The sequence below is a fragment of the Bradyrhizobium sp. genome (genome assembly GCF_030646015.1).
Lineage (GTDB): Bacteria > Pseudomonadota > Alphaproteobacteria > Rhizobiales > Xanthobacteraceae > Bradyrhizobium.
In genome coordinates, this window is record NZ_JAUSLT010000035.1 from 16,506 (window position 1) to 36,190 (window position 19,685).

Annotated in this window: 19 protein-coding genes and 1 riboswitch; of the genes, 11 read left to right on the forward strand and 8 right to left on the reverse strand. The window is 64.5% G+C overall.

Annotated features, from left to right (window positions below; genetic code table 11):
* Positions 1–120: 120 nt before the first annotated feature.
* Positions 121–288, reverse strand: a complete 168-nt coding sequence (locus Q7T45_RS04320; protein ID WP_304868064.1) for a hypothetical protein — start codon at positions 286–288, stop codon at positions 121–123.
* Between the two features lie 254 nt (positions 289–542).
* Here Q7T45_RS04320 and Q7T45_RS04325 point away from each other — a divergent pair, with 254 nt between their 5' ends.
* On the forward strand, positions 543–785 hold the full coding sequence (locus tag Q7T45_RS04325) for a hypothetical protein (protein ID WP_304868066.1): 243 nt from the start codon (positions 543–545) through the stop codon (positions 783–785).
* Positions 786–953: 168 nt separating this feature from the next.
* On the opposite strand, the gene Q7T45_RS04330 is transcribed toward Q7T45_RS04325, so the two are convergent.
* From Q7T45_RS04330 to Q7T45_RS04345, 4 genes are all read right to left on the reverse strand, one after another.
* Positions 954–1,244: a hypothetical protein gene (locus tag Q7T45_RS04330; protein WP_304868068.1), complete on the reverse strand. Its 291-nt coding sequence runs from the start codon at positions 1,242–1,244 to the stop codon at positions 954–956.
* The gene (locus Q7T45_RS04335; RefSeq protein ID WP_304739373.1) at positions 1,245–1,478 is read right to left on the reverse strand and encodes a transcriptional regulator; all 234 of its coding nucleotides are present in this window, start codon (positions 1,476–1,478) and stop codon (positions 1,245–1,247) included.
* A gap of 133 nt (positions 1,479–1,611) precedes the next feature.
* Positions 1,612–2,613 (reverse strand): hypothetical protein, encoded by a 1,002-nt coding sequence (locus tag Q7T45_RS04340; RefSeq protein ID WP_304868069.1) that lies wholly within the window; start codon positions 2,611–2,613, stop codon positions 1,612–1,614.
* Positions 2,614–2,830: 217 nt separating this feature from the next.
* Positions 2,831–5,062 carry a TonB-dependent receptor gene (locus Q7T45_RS04345; RefSeq protein WP_304868070.1) on the reverse strand — a complete coding sequence of 744 codons (2,232 nt, stop codon included), beginning with the start codon at positions 5,060–5,062 and terminating at the stop codon, positions 2,831–2,833.
* 111 nt (positions 5,063–5,173) lie between these two features.
* Positions 5,174–5,375, reverse strand: a riboswitch (cobalamin riboswitch).
* Positions 5,376–5,514: 139 nt separating this feature from the next.
* Here Q7T45_RS04345 and Q7T45_RS04350 point away from each other — a divergent pair.
* The 3 genes from Q7T45_RS04350 to Q7T45_RS04360 are packed head-to-tail and all read left to right on the forward strand — an operon-like array spanning position 5,515 to position 8,164.
* Positions 5,515–6,558, forward strand: coding sequence for an iron ABC transporter permease (locus Q7T45_RS04350; protein ID WP_304868072.1), 1,044 nt, complete (start codon positions 5,515–5,517; stop codon positions 6,556–6,558).
* Positions 6,555–7,331: an ABC transporter ATP-binding protein gene (locus Q7T45_RS04355; protein ID WP_304868074.1), complete on the forward strand. Its 777-nt coding sequence runs from the start codon at positions 6,555–6,557 to the stop codon at positions 7,329–7,331. Before Q7T45_RS04350 ends, Q7T45_RS04355 begins: the two co-directional genes overlap by 4 nt.
* Positions 7,331–8,164 (forward strand): ABC transporter substrate-binding protein, encoded by an 834-nt coding sequence (locus Q7T45_RS04360; protein ID WP_304868076.1) that lies wholly within the window; start codon positions 7,331–7,333, stop codon positions 8,162–8,164. The genes Q7T45_RS04355 and Q7T45_RS04360 overlap by 1 nt, the downstream gene beginning before the upstream one ends.
* A gap of 195 nt (positions 8,165–8,359) precedes the next feature.
* Here the strand turns inward: Q7T45_RS04360 and Q7T45_RS04365 are convergent, their stop codons facing one another.
* Positions 8,360–9,400 carry an MBL fold metallo-hydrolase gene (locus tag Q7T45_RS04365; protein ID WP_304868078.1) on the reverse strand — a complete coding sequence of 347 codons (1,041 nt, stop codon included), beginning with the start codon at positions 9,398–9,400 and terminating at the stop codon, positions 8,360–8,362.
* A gap of 210 nt (positions 9,401–9,610) precedes the next feature.
* Between Q7T45_RS04365 and Q7T45_RS04370 the strand changes: the two genes are divergently transcribed.
* Positions 9,611–9,910: a helix-turn-helix transcriptional regulator gene (locus tag Q7T45_RS04370; RefSeq protein WP_304868209.1), complete on the forward strand. Its 300-nt coding sequence runs from the start codon at positions 9,611–9,613 to the stop codon at positions 9,908–9,910.
* A gap of 103 nt (positions 9,911–10,013) precedes the next feature.
* Positions 10,014–10,688: a DUF938 domain-containing protein gene (locus Q7T45_RS04375; protein ID WP_304868080.1), complete on the forward strand. Its 675-nt coding sequence runs from the start codon at positions 10,014–10,016 to the stop codon at positions 10,686–10,688.
* Between the two features lie 162 nt (positions 10,689–10,850).
* On the opposite strand, the gene Q7T45_RS04380 is transcribed toward Q7T45_RS04375, so the two are convergent.
* The gene (locus Q7T45_RS04380; protein WP_304868082.1) at positions 10,851–12,917 is read right to left on the reverse strand and encodes a prolyl oligopeptidase family protein; all 2,067 of its coding nucleotides are present in this window, start codon (positions 12,915–12,917) and stop codon (positions 10,851–10,853) included.
* A gap of 190 nt (positions 12,918–13,107) precedes the next feature.
* On the opposite strand from Q7T45_RS04380, the gene Q7T45_RS04385 reads away from it, so the two are divergent.
* The 3 genes from Q7T45_RS04385 to Q7T45_RS04395 all read left to right on the forward strand — a co-directional run bounded on the left by Q7T45_RS04385 (position 13,108) and on the right by Q7T45_RS04395 (position 16,077).
* Positions 13,108–14,349, forward strand: coding sequence for an MFS transporter (locus Q7T45_RS04385; protein WP_304868085.1), 1,242 nt, complete (start codon positions 13,108–13,110; stop codon positions 14,347–14,349).
* A 37-nt stretch (positions 14,350–14,386) separates the two neighbouring features.
* Positions 14,387–14,749, forward strand: coding sequence for a nuclear transport factor 2 family protein (locus tag Q7T45_RS04390; protein ID WP_304868087.1), 363 nt, complete (start codon positions 14,387–14,389; stop codon positions 14,747–14,749).
* A 74-nt stretch (positions 14,750–14,823) separates the two neighbouring features.
* Complete coding sequence (locus tag Q7T45_RS04395; RefSeq protein WP_304868088.1) at positions 14,824–16,077, forward strand: MFS transporter; 1,254 nt, start codon at positions 14,824–14,826, stop codon at positions 16,075–16,077.
* A 316-nt stretch (positions 16,078–16,393) separates the two neighbouring features.
* Here the strand turns inward: Q7T45_RS04395 and Q7T45_RS04400 are convergent, their stop codons facing one another.
* Entirely contained in the window at positions 16,394–16,939 is a 546-nt protein-coding gene (locus Q7T45_RS04400) for a carboxymuconolactone decarboxylase family protein (protein WP_304868089.1), read from the reverse strand.
* Positions 16,940–17,098: 159 nt separating this feature from the next.
* On the opposite strand from Q7T45_RS04400, the gene Q7T45_RS04405 reads away from it, so the two are divergent.
* Positions 17,099–18,283 (forward strand): acyl-CoA dehydrogenase family protein, encoded by a 1,185-nt coding sequence (locus Q7T45_RS04405; protein WP_304868090.1) that lies wholly within the window; start codon positions 17,099–17,101, stop codon positions 18,281–18,283.
* A 169-nt stretch (positions 18,284–18,452) separates the two neighbouring features.
* Complete coding sequence (locus tag Q7T45_RS04410) at positions 18,453–19,592, forward strand: acyl-CoA dehydrogenase family protein (RefSeq protein WP_304868092.1); 1,140 nt, start codon at positions 18,453–18,455, stop codon at positions 19,590–19,592.
* Positions 19,593–19,685 lie beyond the last annotated feature (93 nt).

A 19,685-nucleotide genomic window follows, 5' to 3' on the forward strand; every position in this document is an offset into this window, starting at 1 on the left:
TTGACCGGGCGATCCAGTACGCCGCGCCCTCTCGCTTTATCTCGAATGTCTCTGGAATACTGGGTCACCCGGTCAAGTGCCGGGTGATGACACCTTTTATGTTTTGCGACTTGTGGTGCTCTACAGCGGCTCGTCGTCGTCGCCGCTGCGGTCGCGTTTCGGGGTGGCGATGTCGCCATCCTCGTCATCGTCGTCCTCGACCGGTCGAGGCGGCGGCTTCCGGGGTTTGCCGCCGTCCTTGCTGCCGTCCTTGGGAGGAGGCTCGCTCTTTTTACCGGTTCCGCCCATGTGGTCCCTCAAATCGGCTCATTTCGCCACGTTTGATGAGTATATTAGCCGCAGTTGGACAATCTTTCCTGCCTTTTTCCGGCGTTCGGTGTAAAGGGAGGCACAGCCCGAGCATGATCCGGACCCGAAGCGCCGCACAAGCGCAAGGCGGGAACCGGTTTTCCCTCGGGTCAAACGCGAAGCGTTTGCCCGAACATCATGCCCAATCAACGAAATGAAATCATGATCCGACCGGATCGTGATCTGGAGCCCCGATGAAAAAGCCGAAGATCGAAGCCGAAGAACAGCAGCCGCGTAAAATCATTCGCGCCGACAAAGCGCCGACCGAGGGTTATTCGCTGGTGGTGGACGGCCACTTCAAGTCGCACCACGACACCGTCGAAGCCGCCGAAGAGGCCGGCATGGCGTTGAAGAATCAGTACCAGATGCTTCAGGTGCAGGTTTACGACGCCGCCACCAAGACCCGCTCGATGATCGAGTGGCCGGCGCCGGTGTAACGTCTTTTTTGCTCCCCTCCCTCCACGCGCTCTTGCGCGTGGCGGGGAGGGGTCGGGGGTGGGGGGTGCTTCCGCGGACTCGCTGCCAGTTGTACGCGCCGATAGACCCCCCACCCCCCACCCCCGACCCCTCCCCACCGCTTCGCGGGAGGAGGGGAGAAAAAACGACTAGGTCCGGTGGCCGCCGCTCTGCCGCCCGGCCAGCCAATCCGCCAGTACCGGGCCCTTTTCTTCGGTCTTCTTGGCCGACGACGTCGACGACTTGGCGCGCGGCTTCTTGACCGCCGCGGGCGGTGCGGTGGCTTCGCGCGCGAGGCGCAAGGCTTTCAGCCTGGCCATGTTGTCGAGCACGGCTTTGGTCGTCACGTCACGATCGGATTTCACGACCTTGGCGTCGTTGGCCGCACGCGCGGCCTTGTTGAAACGCGCATCGGCGCGGTCGCGGTCTTCTTTTGACATTCAGGTTGTCTTCTTTTTCTTGGGTTTGGCCTTGGCCTTCGGCTCCGGCGGCTTTTCGCGGTCGGCGGCTTCGCGCGCCAATCGTTCCTCGCGCAGGGTCGCCGTGCGCTTTCGTATCGCGATATCGGCTGCCGCGATATCGGCCATCGCCTTGATGCCTTCGGCATCCTGGGCGGCCCTTCGGTTCAGCCGGATCTCCTTCAATTCGGCCGGGGTTTTCGGTTCGTCATCCATCGTGTGCCTCGGATTTTACGGCGCGCATCATGGTGCGGCGTCCTGCTGCCCCCTCTTACCATGCATCCTATCGCCAGCGGGCAACTTTAGGCCGGATCTGGAGGCAAAAAGGGCCGGTTTTCGGGCCAAATCCTCAATCGTGGTGAAGGTCGGCCTCGTCGGCGTCGGTTTCGAGGCCTGCCGGATCGAGGTTTTGCAGCCATGACTGCAATACCGGCGAGACATGGCCGGCGGCCTTCAGCTGCCGCAACGCGATCCGGATGCCGGCGCGGCCGTGGCGGTCTCCAGACATCGCCGATGGCGGCTGTTCCGCTGCTATCGCATCCCGCACGCGCCGCTTGAGGCTGAGAATTTCAGGGCTGCCGAACCGCGCGATGTAAGACTGAAATGACTCGTGGCGCGCCGGGTCGAACGGCCGCGCCTCGCCCGATCCATCGCGCGCCGGATGCGGCGGATAAAGATGCGCGCAGGGAACCCAGCCCTCGGGGATCGGCTCGGTCGCCGGATGGGTCCGGCCGCTCTTCAAGAGTTTTGGCAACACATGGGTGTGCGGCCCCTCGGGGCTCCTGCCCGAAGCCGGCGGGATCGGCTGATAGACCTCGATGCGGCCGAGCCGGCTGATGAAGACGCGGTGCGGATTGGCGCTGAGGATCAGTCCCATCGCGGGATTGCCTGTTTCAAACACCGCCCGGCCGGCGTGCCGGCGCAGCTGCGCTGCCGTGTCGCCATCACCGATGCGCACACAGAAATCCGCATGCGGCGCGCCGAGGCCGAGATCGAACAGGATTGAATCGCGATCGCTCGCGCGCAAGGCCCCGGTGTCGGCGCCGAGTTCGGTCAGCACGGCTCGGCCGCCCATCGCGCCATCGGCTTTGGACAGGCATAGCGCGATGCGCTGATTCCAGCCTGATTTGGTGATGCTTTCGGACGCCAGGGCCCGGTTGCGCGGATGATGCCGGATGGCGATGCCGCCGCGCGCGGTGACCGCCGAGACGGCGTCATCGGATTGCTGCAAGGTGACCGGCTCATGGGGATCGCGCGAAAACTCGGCGATGGCGCCGAAGGTGCCGAGGCTCCATTGTGTGTCGGGATCGGCAATCGCCCGGTGCAGCAGATCGATGGTCGCGGCATTCATCGCTCGATATTCTCCCGGCGGTTGGGCCGGGAGAATATCGTCTGGTGCGGTCAGGACAAGCCGGGCGCTTCTTACCTCGCCCCGCTTGCGGGGAGAGGTCGGCGCGCAGCGCCGGGTTAGGCGGACTCTCCGCGAGTCGTGCTGTTGAGAAAGCCCCTCACCCCGACCCTCTCCCCGTGAAGAACGGGGAGAGGGAGAAGAAGCAGCGCGCCGCAGCTCAGAACGTCGCGCCGGCCTTCACCATGTAGGTCCGGCCCGCCAGCGGATAGGCGCCGAAGCGGCCGGCGGTGAACGAACTCGCGATGGCATAGTCGTAATACAGCGCGTTGAGCAGGTTGTTGGCGCTGAGCGACCAGAAGAAGTGGCCGTATTCGCCGCTCAGCTTGAAGTCGACCGTGGCGTTGGCCGGAATCCGGCGCTGGGTGTTGGCCTGGTCGTTGTCCATGAAACGCTCGCTCCAGGCCCGCACCGTGGCGTCCGCCACGAGATATTTCTGCCAGATGTTCCAGGCCACGCCGCCGCTGGCGGTGTAGCGGGACACCAGGGGAACGTCCTTGCCGGCAAACTCGCCTTCGCGAAACACCGCGCCGGTATAGGCCGCGCCGCCGCGCAGCGTCACGCTGTCGCTGAGCCGCAGCGAGGCGCTGGTCTCGGAGCCGTAGCGGCGGGTCGGGTCGAGGTTGACGTTGTAGAACAGCGCCGGGATGAAATGGATCTCGTTCTCGAGCTCCATGTTGTAGATGCTGGATTGCAGCTGGAACCCGCCCGACTTGATGCGGAAGCCGCCCTCGATGTCGTGCGAGGTCTGGGTCTTCAGAGCGAAGTTGCCGGGGATGGGATTGAAGAAGGCGTCGAAGGAGGGGCCCGATGAAACCCGTTCATCGACATTCGGCGTGCGGAACGCGCGGGCGGCGCGGCCGAATACCGAAAACATGTCGTTGAAGCGATGTTCGATGCCGACATGCAGCGCATGCTGGGTCTCGCTGCTGTCCAGCGGAAGCGCCTGAGCGCCGCAGCTAAAGAATATGGCGCAATTCGGCGGATCGTTGAGGCGGTCCTTTGCGCTCAGGGTGGTGTTCTGGATCCGCGCGCCATAGGAGACATCGGTGGTCGGCAACAGCCCGATATTGTGCTGCCAGTAACCGGCAAGGGTTTTCTGCGCGAGATCATAGGTGTGGATCGGCGGCGTCCCCTTGTCCGTCGGACGTTCCTGGTGGAAGGTCGCGTCGTAAAAATCGATGCCGGTCAGAATGGCCGAGGGCATTCCGAACATCACGTTCTTGATGCTGAGGCGCGGTGTGATCGACCAGGTCTGCAAATGGGCGTCGACGTAACTGTTGCCAAAGGCATTGAAGAAGGCGGCCTGCTGCTTCTTGTCCCGCACGCCGCCGTCGACGATCAGATCGACGCCGTTCATCAGGGTCTTGGTGAAGCCGGCGGTGGCGTTGGCGCCCTGCTGGTGGCCGTAGTCGAACGGGGTGGCAGCGCCGCGGCGGTTGGTGGCGAGTTCATCGAGGCCGATCGAGGGATCGACCAGCCGGCCGCCCGGAAAACCCAGCTTCTGGTCGTCGCCGGACAGGGTCACGAACGCGGTGAGGCCGGGGGTGGTGTAATTGAGGTTGCCGACACCGTTGCGCTGGTCGAGCGCGTTGTTGACGCGGTAACCGTCGGACTTGATGCCGTTGCCATAGAACGACGTCGACCATGGGCCGTAATTGGTCGCGGCCGAGACCGAGGCCATGCGCGAATTGAAAGAGCCGACGCCGGCCTCGGCGCGCATCTTGACCGGTGGGCCGCCGACGCCGTTCTTCAGCACGATGTTGATGACGCCGCCGACGGCGTTGTCGCCGTACAGCACCGCGCCGCTGTTGCCGCGGGTGATCTCGATGCGCTCGATCGAATCGCGCTGAATGGTCGAGAAATCGACCCCGGCCATGTCGACGTCGTTGACCCTGCGGCCGTTGATCAGCACCAGGGTGTTGGAGGTTGCGAACGCGCCGAATCCCCTGAGGTCGACGCTGGTCTTCACACCGTTGACGCCGCCATACAGGCTTGTCAGTTGCACGCCCGGCGTCTGGGCGATGATTTCCTGCACGGTTTGTGCCGGGGAGTGGGCGATGTCCTCTGCCGTGATGACCGACGTCGATGCGCCGACGATGCCGCTGAACTGCCTGACGGCCGGAACGCCGGTCGCGGCTGCGCCGCCGGCCGGCGTGTTCGCCGGGACTGCGTTCGGCGCCACGCGGCGCGAACTCGTCTCCTGATCGATTTTGGGCTTCGCGCGGGTGCGGTTTTCGTCCGGCGAGGTGATCTCGATCGGCGGCAGCGCCTGGGCGAGTTGCTGCGCTTTTGCGGCTGAAACGCTCAAGGACAGAATGGGTACAAGGAAAGTGGTGGCAAGCAAACAGGTGCGACGCCGCTGGGCGGCTGTGGCGAAGATGGCAGACATGATTCAACCTCGGTATGACGTCAGTGGCACGTCACAGCGAACCAAGTCTCATCAACGTGCTCGCGCACCTCTGATGAAGCTAATGTCTGTACTCCCCGACCGACATCTTCGCGTGTGACCACGGCTGACGGCAGGTCTCCTGGCTCGCGGGTCGATACCTTGCGTCGCCTTCCCAGGACCGAGATTCCCAGTGGCGTATGACGAAAGATTCACCGCTTACAGTTGCGGGGGCAGCCGCGGCATTGGGGAAGTTTCCCCGCACCGCATTCCCTTTTGATCCCCAAGCAAGGGAACCGTCGAGGATCATGGTAGAAGTTTGTCAAACTCCGAGTCAATGCCTTGGGGGCCTGCGCGCCTCCTGCACTGGACGAATGCGCTATTTTTGTCGCATGCAACCCTGTTGCCCGGCCTGAAATCATGTATCAGCACGGCGAGTGGTCTAGGGATTGTCGATGAGTATCGGGGACGCCGTGGTGAGCGCGGATATCGGGGCAGGGCGACGCGTCAGTGTGACGATGGCGCTGGTCGCGCTCGTCGTGCTGCTGATGCTGATCTCGCTCGGCATCGGCCCGGTGCGGCTGTCGCCGCTGGCCGTGATCGAGGCCCTGTTCGGCGGCGGCAGCGATGTCTCGCAGGTGATCGTGCGCGAGATCCGGCTGCCGCGCACCATTCTGGGCTTTGCAATCGGCGCGATCCTCGGGCTGTCGGGTGCGGCGCTGCAGGGGCTGCTGCGCAATCCGCTGGCCTCGCCGTCGCTGTTCGGCGCGCCGCAATCGGCCGCGTTCGGCGCGGTTCTGGTGATCGCGCTCGGGCTCGCCGATGTCAGGTCCTACGCGTTGCCGGTCGCGGCCATCGCGATGGCCTTTGCCTCGGTGTTCGTGCTGCTGGCGATCGCCGGCCGCAATGCGGGACTGCTGATTCTCATTCTCGCCGGCCTTGCGATCTCAAGCCTTGCGGGGGCTGCGACCGCGCTGGTGATGAATCTCTCCAGCAATCCCTTCGTGGTGCTGGAAATCGCCTTCTGGCTGCTCGGCTCGCTGGAGGACCGCAGTTTTCGCCACGTCATGCTGGCGCTGCCGTTCATCGTCGCGGGCGCGGTGATCCTGTGGAACCAGCGCAATGCTTTTCGCGCGCTCAGCCTCGGCGAGGAGACCGCGCAAAGCCTCGGCGTCGATGTCGGCCGGCTGCGGCTGGTGGTGATTGTCGGTGTCGCGCTCGGGGTCGGTGGCGCGGTCGCGGTCACCGGCACCATCGGCTTCATCGGCTTGGTGGCGCCACATCTGATGCGGCCCTTGATCGGCCACGATCCGGCGCGGCTGTTGCTGCCGAGCGCGCTCACCGGTGCCGCGCTGCTGCTGGCGGCCGACATCGCGGTGCGCATCATTCCCTCGACCAGCGACATCAAGGTAGGCGTGCTGACCTCGATCATCGGCGTGCCGTTCTTCCTCTATCTGATCAGGCGCGAACGCCGCGCGCTCGGCGGAGGCGTGGCATGAGCGCCTTCCTCACCGCACAGGGTCTCAACGTCGAACTGGCCGGCCGCCTGGTGCTGAACGACATCTCGCTGTCGCTGGCGTCAGGGCATCTGGTCGCGCTGGTGGGCCCGAACGGCGCCGGCAAGACCACGTTGCTGCGTGCACTCGCCGGGCTGCTGCCGTCGGACGGCGCCATCCATGTCGGCGGCGAGGCGCTGTCGTCGCTCTCGCTGCGCGACCGCGCGCGGCGTTTTGCCTATCTGCCGCAGGGCCACATCGTGCATTGGCCGCTGCCGGCGCGCGATATCGTGGCGCTCGGCCGTTATCCGCATGGCGCGACCGACCCGGCGCGATTGTCGCCGAAGGATTCCGAGGCGGTGCTGCGGGCGATGCGGGCGACCGACGTAATGGAGTTTTCCGACCGCCGCGTTACCGAGCTCTCCGGCGGCGAGCGCAGCCGCGTGGCGCTGGCCCGCGTGCTCGCGGTGGAAGCGCCGGTCATCCTGGCCGACGAGCCGACCGCCTCGCTTGACCCGCGTTACCAGCTCGATGTCATGAAAAGCCTGCGCGCCGCCGCCGATCGGGGCGTGCTGGTGATCGTGGTGACGCACGATCTCGGCCTCGCCGCGCGCTTCGCCGATACTGTGCTCGTGCTCAGCGAAGGCCGCCTGGTGGTGCAAGGAACGCCGGCCGCGGCGTTGTCGGAGCAGGTGATGGCGGATGTGTTCCGGATCAGTGCCTATCGCGCCGAATTCGAGCGCGCGGCGGTGATCGTGCCGTGGGCGGAAATCTGATGTACCGGCGGCTTGTCACTTTCGCCGCTTCGATCGCGCTCGCGGGCTGCGCGGTGTCGTCAGCGTCCGCCGCGCCTCTGCCGCGCATCGTCTCGATGAATGTCTGCACCGACCAGGTGCTGCTGACGCTGGCCGATCCCGAGCAGATTCTCGGCCTCAGCCGGTTTTCCAGGGATGCCTGGGTGACCGGCGATGTCAGGCGTTTTCCGACGCTGTCGGGCAGCGCCGAGGACGTGCTGGTGCTGAAGCCCGACGTGGTGGTCGCCAGCGTGTTCGACAAGCGCGCGACCCGGGAGCTGTTGAAAGCCAACGGGCTGCGCCTCGCCGAACTTTCGGTGCCGCGCAACCTGATGGAGGTGAAGGACCAGCTTCGCCAACTCGGCGACATCGCCGGGCATCCCGATCGCGCGGCGCAGCAAATCGCCAAACTCGACGCGGCGCTGGCGCGGGCGCGCCGGGCCGTCGCCGACAAACACTACCGCGTGCTGCCGCTGTCGCGGCGCGGCTGGGTGGCGGGCAGCGACAGTTTTGTCGGCTCGCTGCTGGCCGAAACCGGGCTGTTCAATACCGCCGGCGAACTCGGGTTCAATTTCGGCGGATTCGCATCGCTGGAGGCGATCGTCAGCCAAAAACCCGATCTGCTGCTGGTGTCGCAGGCCGGCGATTTCGCCCGCGATGACGGCCAGGCCTTCTTGCTGCATCCCGCGCTGGAGCGATTCTATCCGGCAGCGAAACGTATCGTGATTCCGGAGCGGCTGACCGAATGCGGCGGCGTCATGCTGGCGGAAGCGCTGGACGTGCTGGTGAAGGAGCTGGAGCGGGTAGGGAAGTAAAACTCTTCCGTCGTCCCTGCGAACGAATACCGACCTCATCCTGAGGAGCCGCGCGCACTTCGCGCGGCGTCTCGAAGGATGGCAGCAGCCAATGTGCCAGATGGTTCGAGACGCGCGCCGGACAGCGCAAGGCGCTGCCCAACCCACTCCTCACCATGAGGGAGTTGGGTGTGTAGCGCAAGGAGCGACGACAAGCTACCCCGTCGCCACCGGCCCACCCGCCTTCTTCCATGCATCCATGCCGCCGGCGATGTGCGCGGTGTTGGCAAGCCCGGCTTCCTTGGCCGCCGCCACCGCCATCGCCGAGCGCTCGCCGAAGGCGCAGAAGAACACGATGCGGCGTCCGGTCGCTGCGGCCACCTCGCGCAGCATGCCGCCGGGTCGCAAGGCGTCAGCGATGGCGGGATAGGGCGCGTGCAGCGCGCCCGGCAGCGTGCCGTGCTTGGCGCGTTCGCCGGTTTCGCGGAGATCAACCAGCAGGATATCGGGCCGGCCGAGGCTGTCGATTCCCTCGCGCACGGTGAGCGACTGTCCCTGCCTGGCGAGATCGTCCTGATGCAGGCCGACATGCATGTTGGCGGGCACCGCGACGTCCATCATCTTCGGGTTCGGCAGCTTCAGATTGCCCATCAGCTCGATATATTCATCCACCGAGCGCACCTGCAGCCGCGGATTGAATCGCTTTTCCTCGCCGATGGTGGAGACGGTGTCGCCCTTGTAGTCATGGGCCGGAAAAACCATGGTCTCGTCCGGCAGTTTCAGGAGCCGGTTGAAGATCGAATCATATTGCGCCCGCGCGCTGCCGTTCTGGAAATCGGTGCGGCCGGTGCCGCGGATCAGCAGCGTATCGCCAGTGAACACCCGGTCGCCCATCAGGTAGCTGTAGGAATCATCGGTATGGCCGGGCGTGTACATGACGTCGAGGCTGAGGCCCTCGATCGTCACCCTGTCGCCTTCGGCGACCCGCATCGCCACCACGTCGGCCTTGCTCTGCTCGCCCATGATGGTGACGCAGTGGGTGCGGTCGCGCAGCTCGCCGAGCCCGGTGACATGGTCGGCGTGCAGATGGGTGTCGACCGCCTTCACCAGCCGCAGATCAAGCTCGCGCAGCAGCTGGCAGTAGCGGTCGACCTTCTCCAGCACGGGATCGAGGATCAGCGCCTCACCGCCGGCGCGGCTGGCCAGCAGGTAGCTGTAGGTTCCGGAAACGCTGTCGAACAGTTGTCGAAAGATCATGGCAGCCGGCTACCGTTGTGATGTGTGATCATGCCCAGTATCCTCACGAACTATTGTCGCACACTAATTTAGTCAATGCTGAATTATTGGAAAGCGCGATAATATCAGGATATCATATACGTTGGTATTCGTCGGGACATGCAGGTGATGAGAACAGCGGCAATAGCAAGGAACAAGGCTACCGGAATCAGCGCCGCGGACGCCGCGGCAATGAAAATGCTGGCAAAACAGGCCGTCGAGGCGGCGCGGCTGCTGAAATTGCTGGGCAACGAAAAGCGGCTGCTGATCCTGTGCTTTCTCGCCGCGCGCGGCGAAATGACGGTGGGCGAACTGGTCGAGGTGGCGAAGCTCAGCCAGTCCGCGCTGTCGCAACATCTGGCGCGGTTGCGCGCCGATGGTCTGGTGACGTTCCGCCGCGCCTCGCAGACGCTGCATTACAGTATCGCCGACAAGAAGGCACTGCGCGTGCTGCAGGTGCTGAAGGACATTTATTGCGGGAACTTGAATTAAAGCGGCGCGTCATAGATCCCGGCAATGCCCGCCGGATTTTTCCCGGAACTGGAGCAATCCCGGCTCAAAGCTGTTAAGCCTTGATCGCAAAGGACGCAATCCTATGGCTGGGTATGTCGTGGAATTTGGCAAGGACGGCGGGCGGATCGAGCCCGACGGCCGTCTCGACGCGCCGACGTTCCACCGCAACCATCTGGCGATCCGCGCGGTGCTGCAGCGGTATCTTGCGGGCCAGTCCGGCGATGTGGTCGAGGCCGGCAGCGGCACCGGCCAGCATGTGGTGGATTTCGCCCGGCATTTTCCCGACATCGTGTGGTGGCCGAGCGACCTCAACGCGGCGCATCTGAAGAGCATCGCGGCGTGGCGGGCGCATGCGGGACTGCCAAATATCCGCGCGCCGCTGCGGATTGATCTGTCGGATCCGGCGTGGTGTCGCGAATGGTCCGACGGCAGCGGCCCGGGAAAACTGCTGGCGGTGTTCTGCGCCAATGTGATCCACATCGCGCCGTGGCAGGTCGCCGAGGGCCTGTTCGCTGGCGCTGCGCGCACGCTTCGCCCCGACGGACGGCTGTTCCTCTACGGGCCGTTCAAGCGCGACGGCAAGCACACCGCGCTCAGCAACGCCGTGTTCGACACCAGCCTGCGTGACCGCGACCCCGAATGGGGCGTGCGCGATATCGCCGATCTGGAGAAGCTGGCGGCGAGCGTCGGACTGAGGCTGGTGGAAACAGCGGAGATGCCGGCCAACAATCTGGTGCTGGTGTTCGCGCGGACCTAGCTCGTCGTCGCCCGATCAAGTCGAGCGATGACACCTGTTGTGTTGAAGCGCTACTTTCTCCGCGTCATTGCGAGGAGCTCTTGCGACGAAGCAATCCAGCTTTCTTTGGCGAAGCAACTAAGCTGGATTGCTTCGCTGCGCTCGCAATGACGAACGATGGACCTACGCTTCTGTTTTCCGCCAGCCGATCTTCTGCTTCAAAAACGCATACCCCAGCGCGGTGAACGCGGCGCGCTCCTTGTTGTCCTTGCCATAGCCGTGGCCGCCCGCCGCGGGCTCGTAGAGATACGCTTCATACCCCATCGCCTGCAGCTTCGCGGCCATCTTGCGGGCGTGGCCGGGATGGACGCGGTCGTCCCGTTTCGTGGTCGCGATCAGGATCGGCGGATAGTTTTGGCCGGGCACTGCGGTGTGATATGCCGAATAGGTCTGCAGCCAGGCCCATTCCTCCGGTCTGTCGGGGTCGCCATATTCGGCGATCCAGCTCGCGCCGGCCAGCAGTTTGCTGTAGCGGCGCATGTCGATCAGCGGGATCGTGCAGAACAGCGCGCCGAAGCGCTCCGGATAACGCGTCAGCATGTTGGTGATCAGGATGCCGCCGTTGGATCCGCCCTCCGCCGCAATCCGATCAGGCCGGGTGACGCCTCGCCGCACCAGGTCAGTGGCGACAGCGGCAAAATCATCATGCGTCAGCCGCTTGCCGGCATAACGGCCGGCCTCGTGCCAGCGTGTGCCGAACTCGCCGCCGCCGCGGATGTTGGCGACGACACTGGTGCCGCCCTGTTCGAGCCACAGCTTGCCGATCGCAGAGCGGTAATAGGGCCGCTCCGAGATGCCGAAGCCGCCATAGGCGTTGAGATGCACCGGCGCCTCGCCGGTCAGGGCGGCCGGTCCGGCCTGGACATAGGGAATGCGCTCGCCGTCGATCGAAATCGCCTCGTGCTGGGTGACCACAAGTCCTTCCGCGGAGAAAGTGCGCGGCGCACGCTTCAGCACGACAGGACTGGCGATGCCCTCGATCAGCATCAGGGAGGCCGGCGTCAGCGGGTCCTGGATGTTGGCGAGCAGGTCGCCGTTGCTTTCGGCCTCTTCAGCGTCGAGCGGCCAGACATCGGCGACGCCGATTTCGGGCAAGCCCGGTAGCTTGCCGGAGGTCCAGCCATCGGCCGCCGGCGTCCAGACCTCGAACACCGGTTGCAATTCGTCGAGAATGGAAATCACCAGCCTGCCGTTGGCCCAGAAGAAGTGCTGCACCGCGCGGCGCGGTCCGGCCTCACACAGAGTCCGGAAATCCCGCTCTCCCGCCAGAAATCGCGACAGCGACATTCCGAGCACGGTGTCGGGCGCGTAAGTCCGCGTTCCCACTGTCCACGGCTTGCGTGGCTTCACCGCGAGCCAGTCGCGATGAAAATCCACCTCGGCGTCAGCAGGCAGATCGAGCTTTTGTCGCGCGCCGGTCGCGTCACCGAGCCAGACATTGTGGTTGAAGAAATCGAGCTGCTCGATGAACCATATCCGCGGCGCCGCGCCGGTGCGGTCGACGCTGGCGTGCACGCTCATATGTTCAGGCGTGGTCTCGAACAGCACCGGCGCCTGCCGCACATCAGTGCCGCGCCGCCACAGCCTGACGGTTCTGGCATAACCCGATGTGGTCGCCATATCATCGCCATGGGCGCTCGACAGCAGCAGCGTCTCGGCATCGATCCACGCCACGCCGCCCTTCGCTTCCGGCAGCGTGAAGCCACCAGTGACAAAGGATTTTGTCTCGATGTCGAATTCGCGCAACGTGGCGGCGTCGCTGCCGCCGCGCGACAGGCTGACGATTCGCTTGCCGCTTCCCGGCAGCGCCTGTGCCCCGGCAAACAGCCAATCCTCACTTTCCCCGGCGGCGAGCTTGTCCAGGTCCAGGATGGTTTCCCATGCCGGGCTGGCTTTGCGAAATTCCGCCAGCGTGGTTCGCCGCCACAGGCCGCGCGGATTATTGGCATCCTTCCAGAGATTGTAGACGAAGTCGCCGCGCCGGCCGATGAAGGGAATGTTGTCCGGCCGGTTGAGGATTTCGGCCAGCGCGTCGCGATCTCCCGCAAACCCGGCGTCGCCGAATTTCTGCAGCGTCAGGGCGTTTTGCTGCTCGACAAAGGCAAGCGCCCGTTCGCCCTCGATCTCTTCCAGCCACAGATAAGGATCGTCGTCGGGGGCTGCGATCGTCGGCCTGTCGTCGATGGACATGGAGCACCCCGGGAAACAGCATGAATGGCGGATGTGTCATTTACGCGGCTTTCCTGCGTGCTGTCCAATGTGCGCTGCTCGCATGGCGCGCGCCCGTTTGCGTCGGTTGATCGGGCGGAAGCTTGCCGCCATAGTATCGGGAATCAATGCGGCCGAATGCTTCGGGCCGCATCTGGGCGGAAAATAATGAATGATCGACGTGACTGCAGCCGACGAAATCGCGGATGACGCTCGCGCGCGATCCAATGTGGCACGGCTGGCGGCGGCGCAGGCGCTGACCGGCGCGAATTCGGCTGTCATTTTCGCCACCGGCTCGATCGTCGGCGCGACGCTGGCGCCGGATATCTCGTTCGCGACCGTGCCGCTGTCGATGTATGTGGTGGGCCTGGCCGCCGGCACCTTGCCGACCGGCGCGATCTCGCGCGCCTATGGCCGCCGCACAGCCTTCATCATCGGCACCGGTTGCGGCATGCTGACCGGCCTGCTCGGGGCTTACGCCATCCTGCGCGGCTCGTTCGTGCTGTTCTGCGTCGCGACGTTCCTCGGTGGGCTCTACGGCGCGGTGTCGCAATCCTACCGCTTCGCCGCCGCCGACGGCGCCAGCGTCGCGTTCCGTCCCAAGGCGGTGTCGTGGGTGATGGCCGGCGGCGTATTCGCCGGCGTGCTCGGTCCGCAGCTCGTGCAGTGGACCATGGATATCTGGCCGCCTTATCTGTTCGCCTTCAGCTTCCTGATGCAGGCGGTGGTGGCGCTGGTCGCGATGGCGGTGCTGGCGGGGGTCGATGCGCCGAAGCCGGCGCCGGCCGATATGCATGGCGGCCGGCCGCTGCTCGAGATCGCGCGGCAGCCACGCTTCATCGCGGCCGCGCTTTGCGGCATCGTCTCCTATCCCATGATGAATCTGGTGATGACCTCGGCGCCGCTGGCGATGCAGATGTGCGGGCTAAGCGTCAGCGATTCCAATTTCGGTATTCAATGGCATATCGTGGCGATGTACGGGCCGAGCTTCTTCACGGGCTCGCTGATCGCGCGCTTCGGGGCGCCGAAAATCGTCGCGTTCGGGCTGGTGCTGGAGGCCGTCGCCGCTGCGATCGGATTGTCCGGCCTCACCGCGATGCATTTCTGGGCCACGCTGATCGTGCTCGGGGTCGGCTGGAACCTGAGCTTCGTCGGGGCTTCCGCGCTGGTGCTGGAGACGCACCGGCCGCAGGAACGCAACAAGGTGCAAGCCTTCAACGATTTTCTGGTGTTCGGGATGATGGCGGTGGGATCGTTCGCGTCGGGCCAGCTGCTGGCGAATTACGGCTGGTCCACCGTCAACATGGTGGTGTTCCCGCCGGTGCTGCTCGGGCTTGCGGTGCTGATGTTCGCGTCGTTCGCGAGGCGTCGGGCGAGGCAGGCCGTAACGGAATTTCCCGATCCAAGTATTTGATTGCTGATTTGATTGCTGCTTGAACGTGGGAGGTTTCATGCCGTCGCGAGCCCGTCTTGATGAGTTCATCGCCGTTGTAGAATCCGGCGATCATGCCGGCGCCATCGAGCGCTATTACACCGAGGATGCCAGCATGCAGGAAAACGCAGCACCTCCGCGCGTCGGCCGCGACGTGCTGGTGGCGCAGGAACGCGCCACGCTGGAACGGGTCAAGACCGTGGTTTCGACATGCGTGACCTCGATCCTCGAGGGCGACCGCGTCGCGATCAACTGGATTTTCGACTTCACCTACCTTTCCGGCAAGACCGCCCGGATCGATGAAGTCGCGCTGCAGGAATGGCGCGGCGACCGGATCTTTCGCGAGCGGTTCTTCTACGATCCGCCAAAACCGAAGACTTAGTGACAACTGCTGACAGTTCGTTGCGGGTCGAACTATCGCTCTTGTGATTCTGATAGATGTCGTCAAGCCCGGGCATGACGGATTTAGAGAGACGTGCATTGAACGACTCCAAGCCAGTCGCCCTTGACGAAACCTCGGCCCGCTATGTGGGCTGGCGCATCGTCGTGGTCTGCTTTCTGGTGGCGACATTCGGCTGGGGGCTCGGCTTCTATGGCCAGAGCGTCTATGTCGCCGAGTTGCATCGGCTGCACGGCTGGCCCACCTCGCTGATCTCGAGCGGCACCACGTTCTTCTATCTGTCCGGCGCGCTGCTGGTCGTCTTTGTCAGCGAGGCGATCAAGGCCATCGGTCCGCGCAACTGCCTGCTGGCCGGTGTCTTCACCATGGCGGGAGCCGCCATACTGATTGGCCGGGTCACCGAGCCATGGCAGCTCTATGCCGCCAATGCGCTGCTGGCGTTCGGCTGGGCCGGCACCAGTCTCGGCATGATCACCAACACGCTCGGGCTCTGGTTCGACAAGAAGCGCGGCATGGCGATCAGCCTGGCGCTGAACGGCGCCAGCTTCGGCGGCATCATCGGCGTGCCGCTGCTGGTGGGAGCGATCGGGTATTTTGGATTTCCCGGCGCCATGGTCGCCGCCGCGATCGCCATGATCGTGGTGATGGTCCCGGTCACTCTGATGTTCGTCGGACGGCCGCCGCTGCATCCGAGCGCCGCGGTCGCCGCATTGTCGGCGGACGCGCCGTCGGCGACGCGGGTGCGGGCGCAGGCGTTGCGCGACATCGGCTTTCTCTCGGTCTCGGCCTCCTTCGCGCTGGTGCTGTTCGCGCAGGTCGGCTTCATCGTCCACCTGATCGCGTTCCTGGATTCGGTGGTGGGTCGGGAACGCGCGGCGTCCGCGGTCGCGCTGATGACCGCGATGGCGGTGGTCGGCCGGGTGCTGTTCTCGTTCGTGATCGACCGGCTCAACCAGCGGCTCGCCTCGGCGATCTCGTTCGTCAGCCAGGCCGCCGCCCTCGTCGTCATCATCAACGTGCACAACGAGGTCGCCTTGATCGCGGCCTGCGCGCTGTTCGGCTTCTCGGTCGGCAATCTGATCACGCTGCCGGCGCTGATCGTGCAGCGCGAATTCGCACCCTCCTCGTTCGGCGTCCTGATCAGCCTGATCACGGCGATCAACCAGGTGACTTACGCGTTCGGCCCCGGCGTCATCGGCCTGCTGCGCGATGCCTCGGGGAGCTATGCGCTGCCGTTTTACGGCTGCATCGCGCTGGAGTTGGTCGCCGCCGTGCTGATCATGATTCGCGGGAACAAGAAGCGCTCGTAGCCCGGATGGTGGCATGGGATCGGCGCCAACGGGTCGCGCGAATGCGCGCCCGATGACAGGCTCCGCGCGGTCCGATGACGCAATCCGGGGCGGTGTCGCGTTCACCCCGGATTACGCAAGCGCTGCATCCGGGCTACGGATCGTCATTGCGAGCGAAGCGAAGCAATCCATCTTTCCCTGAAACGACAAGAAAGAGTGGATTGCTTCGTCGCAAGCGCTCCATCCGGGCTACGAGACTGAGCCGGGGCCCATGTTTTTGCTCGGATGTGGGTCCCGGCTCTAAAGGACGCTGCACCGCGTCCGGGACACGAGATCGTTACTCCAGCTCCGACACTTCCCCCTCCGGCAATTCGAACTCGAACGTGTTCAGCGTCATCGCCACCAGCGTGTAATAGCCGCACAGCCCGATGATCTCGACGACGCCGCGCTCGCCGAGCAGTTTTACGGCCTCGTCGTAGAGAGGCTTTGCGACGCCGTGGCCTTCATGCAGCGACTTCGCAACGTCGTAGATCATCTGGCCCTTGGGATCGTCGAATGTGGGCGTGCGGCGGTCGCGGATGTCTTCGATGATCTTCAGGTCCATGCCGCCCTTCAGCGCCAGCCGCTTGTGGGCAAACCATTCGTAATGCGAGGTCCAGTGCCGTGCGGTGACCAGGATCGCGATCTCGGACAGCTTGGCCGGAAACGAGGTGTTGTAGCGTATCACCTCGCCGAGCCGGGTGGCGTGCCGGGCCATTTCGGGACTGTTGAGCCAAGCCATCATCGGCGCCGGCGGGGCGCCGCGCTTGCCGGCGATCGACTCGTCGTAGGTTTGTTTCTGGTCCGCGTTCATTTCGCCAGGCGAAAGCAACTTCAGCCGCATCTTGGTTTCCTCTTGTTTTTCAATCGTTGCGGGCGCCTGGGACGCCGGACCACACAGCCCTATCATATTCCGCATCACGGACGGGTGCGCCAGAGATATATTGAATTCCGCGATGCGACGGCTAAGGTCGATCCAACATCTCCAAATGGAAACGCCACCATGTCCGATCTGGAAAAATTCCGCAGTGAGACCCGCGCCTGGCTGCAAGCCAACTGTCCGCCGGAAATGCGCAAGCCGATGACATCGGACGGCGACACCTTCTGGGGCGGCCGCAACACCAAATTTTCCTCCGAGCCGCAGCGCATCTGGTTCGAGCGGATGCGCGACAAGGGCTGGACCGTGCCGGACTGGCCGCGGGAATATGGCGGCGGTGGCCTCGATGCCGGCGAGCACAAGGTCCTGCGCGAGGAGATGGCGGCGATGGGCGCCCGTTCGCCGCTGTCGAGTTTCGGAATCTGGATGCTTGGGCCGGCGCTGCTGAAATACGGCACCGAGGCGCAGAAGAAGGAACATTTGCCGAAGATCGCGGCCGGCCTGATCCGCTGGTGCCAGGGCTATTCCGAACCAAATGCCGGCTCCGATCTCGCCTCCCTGCAGACCCGCGCCGAAAGCGATGGCGACGATTACATCATCACCGGCCAGAAGATCTGGACTTCCTACGCCAATTACGCCGACTGGATTTTTTGCCTGGTGCGCACCGACGCATCAGCCAAGAAGCATGACGGTATCAGCTTCATTCTTTTCGACATGGCCTCGAAGGGCGTCTCGACCAAGCCGATCCTGCTGATCTCGGGCTATTCGCCGTTCTGCGAAACTTTCTTCGACAATGTCCGCGTGCCGAAATCGCATGTGGTCGGCACCGTCAACCGCGGCTGGGACGTCGCAAAGTATCTGCTGCAACACGAGCGCGCGATGATCTCGGGCATGGGCGAGCGCGGCGTCGGCCGGCCGCTCGGCCAGGTCGCCGCCGATTCGGTAGGGAGCGACGAGCAGGGCCGGCTGGAAGATCCGATGCTGCGCGGCCAGATCGCGACCTTCGAGATCGACGAAGCGGCGCTGTCAGCCGCCGCCGAGCGCGCGGTCGACCTCGCCAAGGCGGGGCAGGCCCATCCGGCGTTTTCCTCGGCGATGAAATATTACGGCACCGAGCTCAACAAGCGCCGCCACGAGATCCTGATGTCGGCCGGTGGCGTCGACGCGCTGGAATGGGAAAGCGAACGCTCCAGAGGCGGCGCCCGGCCGCGCGCCTGGCTGCGCACCAAGGCCAATTCGATCGAGGGCGGCACGTCGGAAGTAATGCTCGGCATCGTCGCCAAGCGCATTCTGGATTTGCCGGGGGCGTGAAGCTTGTCCGCCTCCATCACCCGTCATTCCGGGGCGGGAGCGAAGCGAGCGAGCCCGGAATCCCTAACCACGATCGTGAGTATGGATTCCGGGCCTGCGCCCAAGAGGGCGCATCCCGGAATGACGAACTCTAGAATGACCTGAAACATCCAAACCGGAATCCTCCCTCATGGCACTCGTCCTCAACGAAGAACAATCGATGCTGCGCGACAGCGCGCGGGGTTTTATCAGCGACAAGGCGCCGGTGTCGCATCTGCGGCAGCTGCGCGACGCCAAGGACGCGACGGGATTTTCCCGCGAGCTGTGGAAAGGCTTTGCCGAGATGGGATTTTCCGGCCTGCTGGTGCCCGAAGCGTTCGGCGGCAGCGGGCTCGGCTGCGTCGAGGCCGGCATCGTGATGGAGGAAATCGGCCGCACCCTGATGCCGTCGCCGTATCTGGCGACATCGGTGCTCGCGGCGTCGGCGCTGTCGCGCGGCGGCAGCGACGCGCAGAAGTCGCAATATCTGCCGAACATATCGGATGGTTCGCTGCTGGCGGCGCTGGCGATCGATGAGGGGGCCAAGCATCGCCCGCTGATGACAAAACTAAAGGCGGTGCGCGCCGGCAACGGCTTCAAACTCTCGGGCGGCAAGGCTTTTGTGGTCGACGGCCACACCGCGGACCTGTTGATCGTGGCGGCGCGCAGCGCGGGCTCGGCCGGTGAGCGCGACGGCCTGACGCTGTTCCTGGTCGATCCCAAAGCAAAGGGAATTGCGATCGAGCGCACCGCGATGGTCGATGCGCACAATGCCGCGCGCATCGTGTTCGACAATGCCGAGGTCAATGCCGACGGCGTGCTCGGCGAGGTCGATCAGGGTTTTGGCTTGCTGGAAGGCGTGCTCAATATCGGCCGCGCCGCGGTGGCGTCGGAGATGGTGGGGCTCAGCGAGGAAGTGTTCGGCCGCACCGTCACCTATCTCAAGGAGCGCAAGCAGTTCGGAAAACTGATCGGCGAATTCCAGGCGCTGCAGCACCGCGCCGCCCAGCTTTATGTCGACATCGAGATCACCCGCGCCGCGGTGCTGAAGGCGCTGCAGACGCTGGATGCGGGTGTCGACAAGGCCGGCGCTGCGGTGGCCGTTGCCAAAGCCCGCGCCGGCACCACCGCGACTCTGGCGGTGCAGGAAGGCGTGCAGATGCACGGCGGCATGGGCATGACCGACCAGTTCGACATCGGCTTCTTCATGAAGCGCGCGCGAGTCTGCCAGGAGTTGTTCGGCGACAGCAATTTTCACGCGGATCAATTGGCGCGGATGAAGAGTTATTGAGGTTCCACTCCCTCAGCCGTCATTGCGAGCGAAGCGAAGCAATCCATCTTTCTTTGCGTTGGGACATGGATTGCTTCGTCGCAAGAGCTCCTC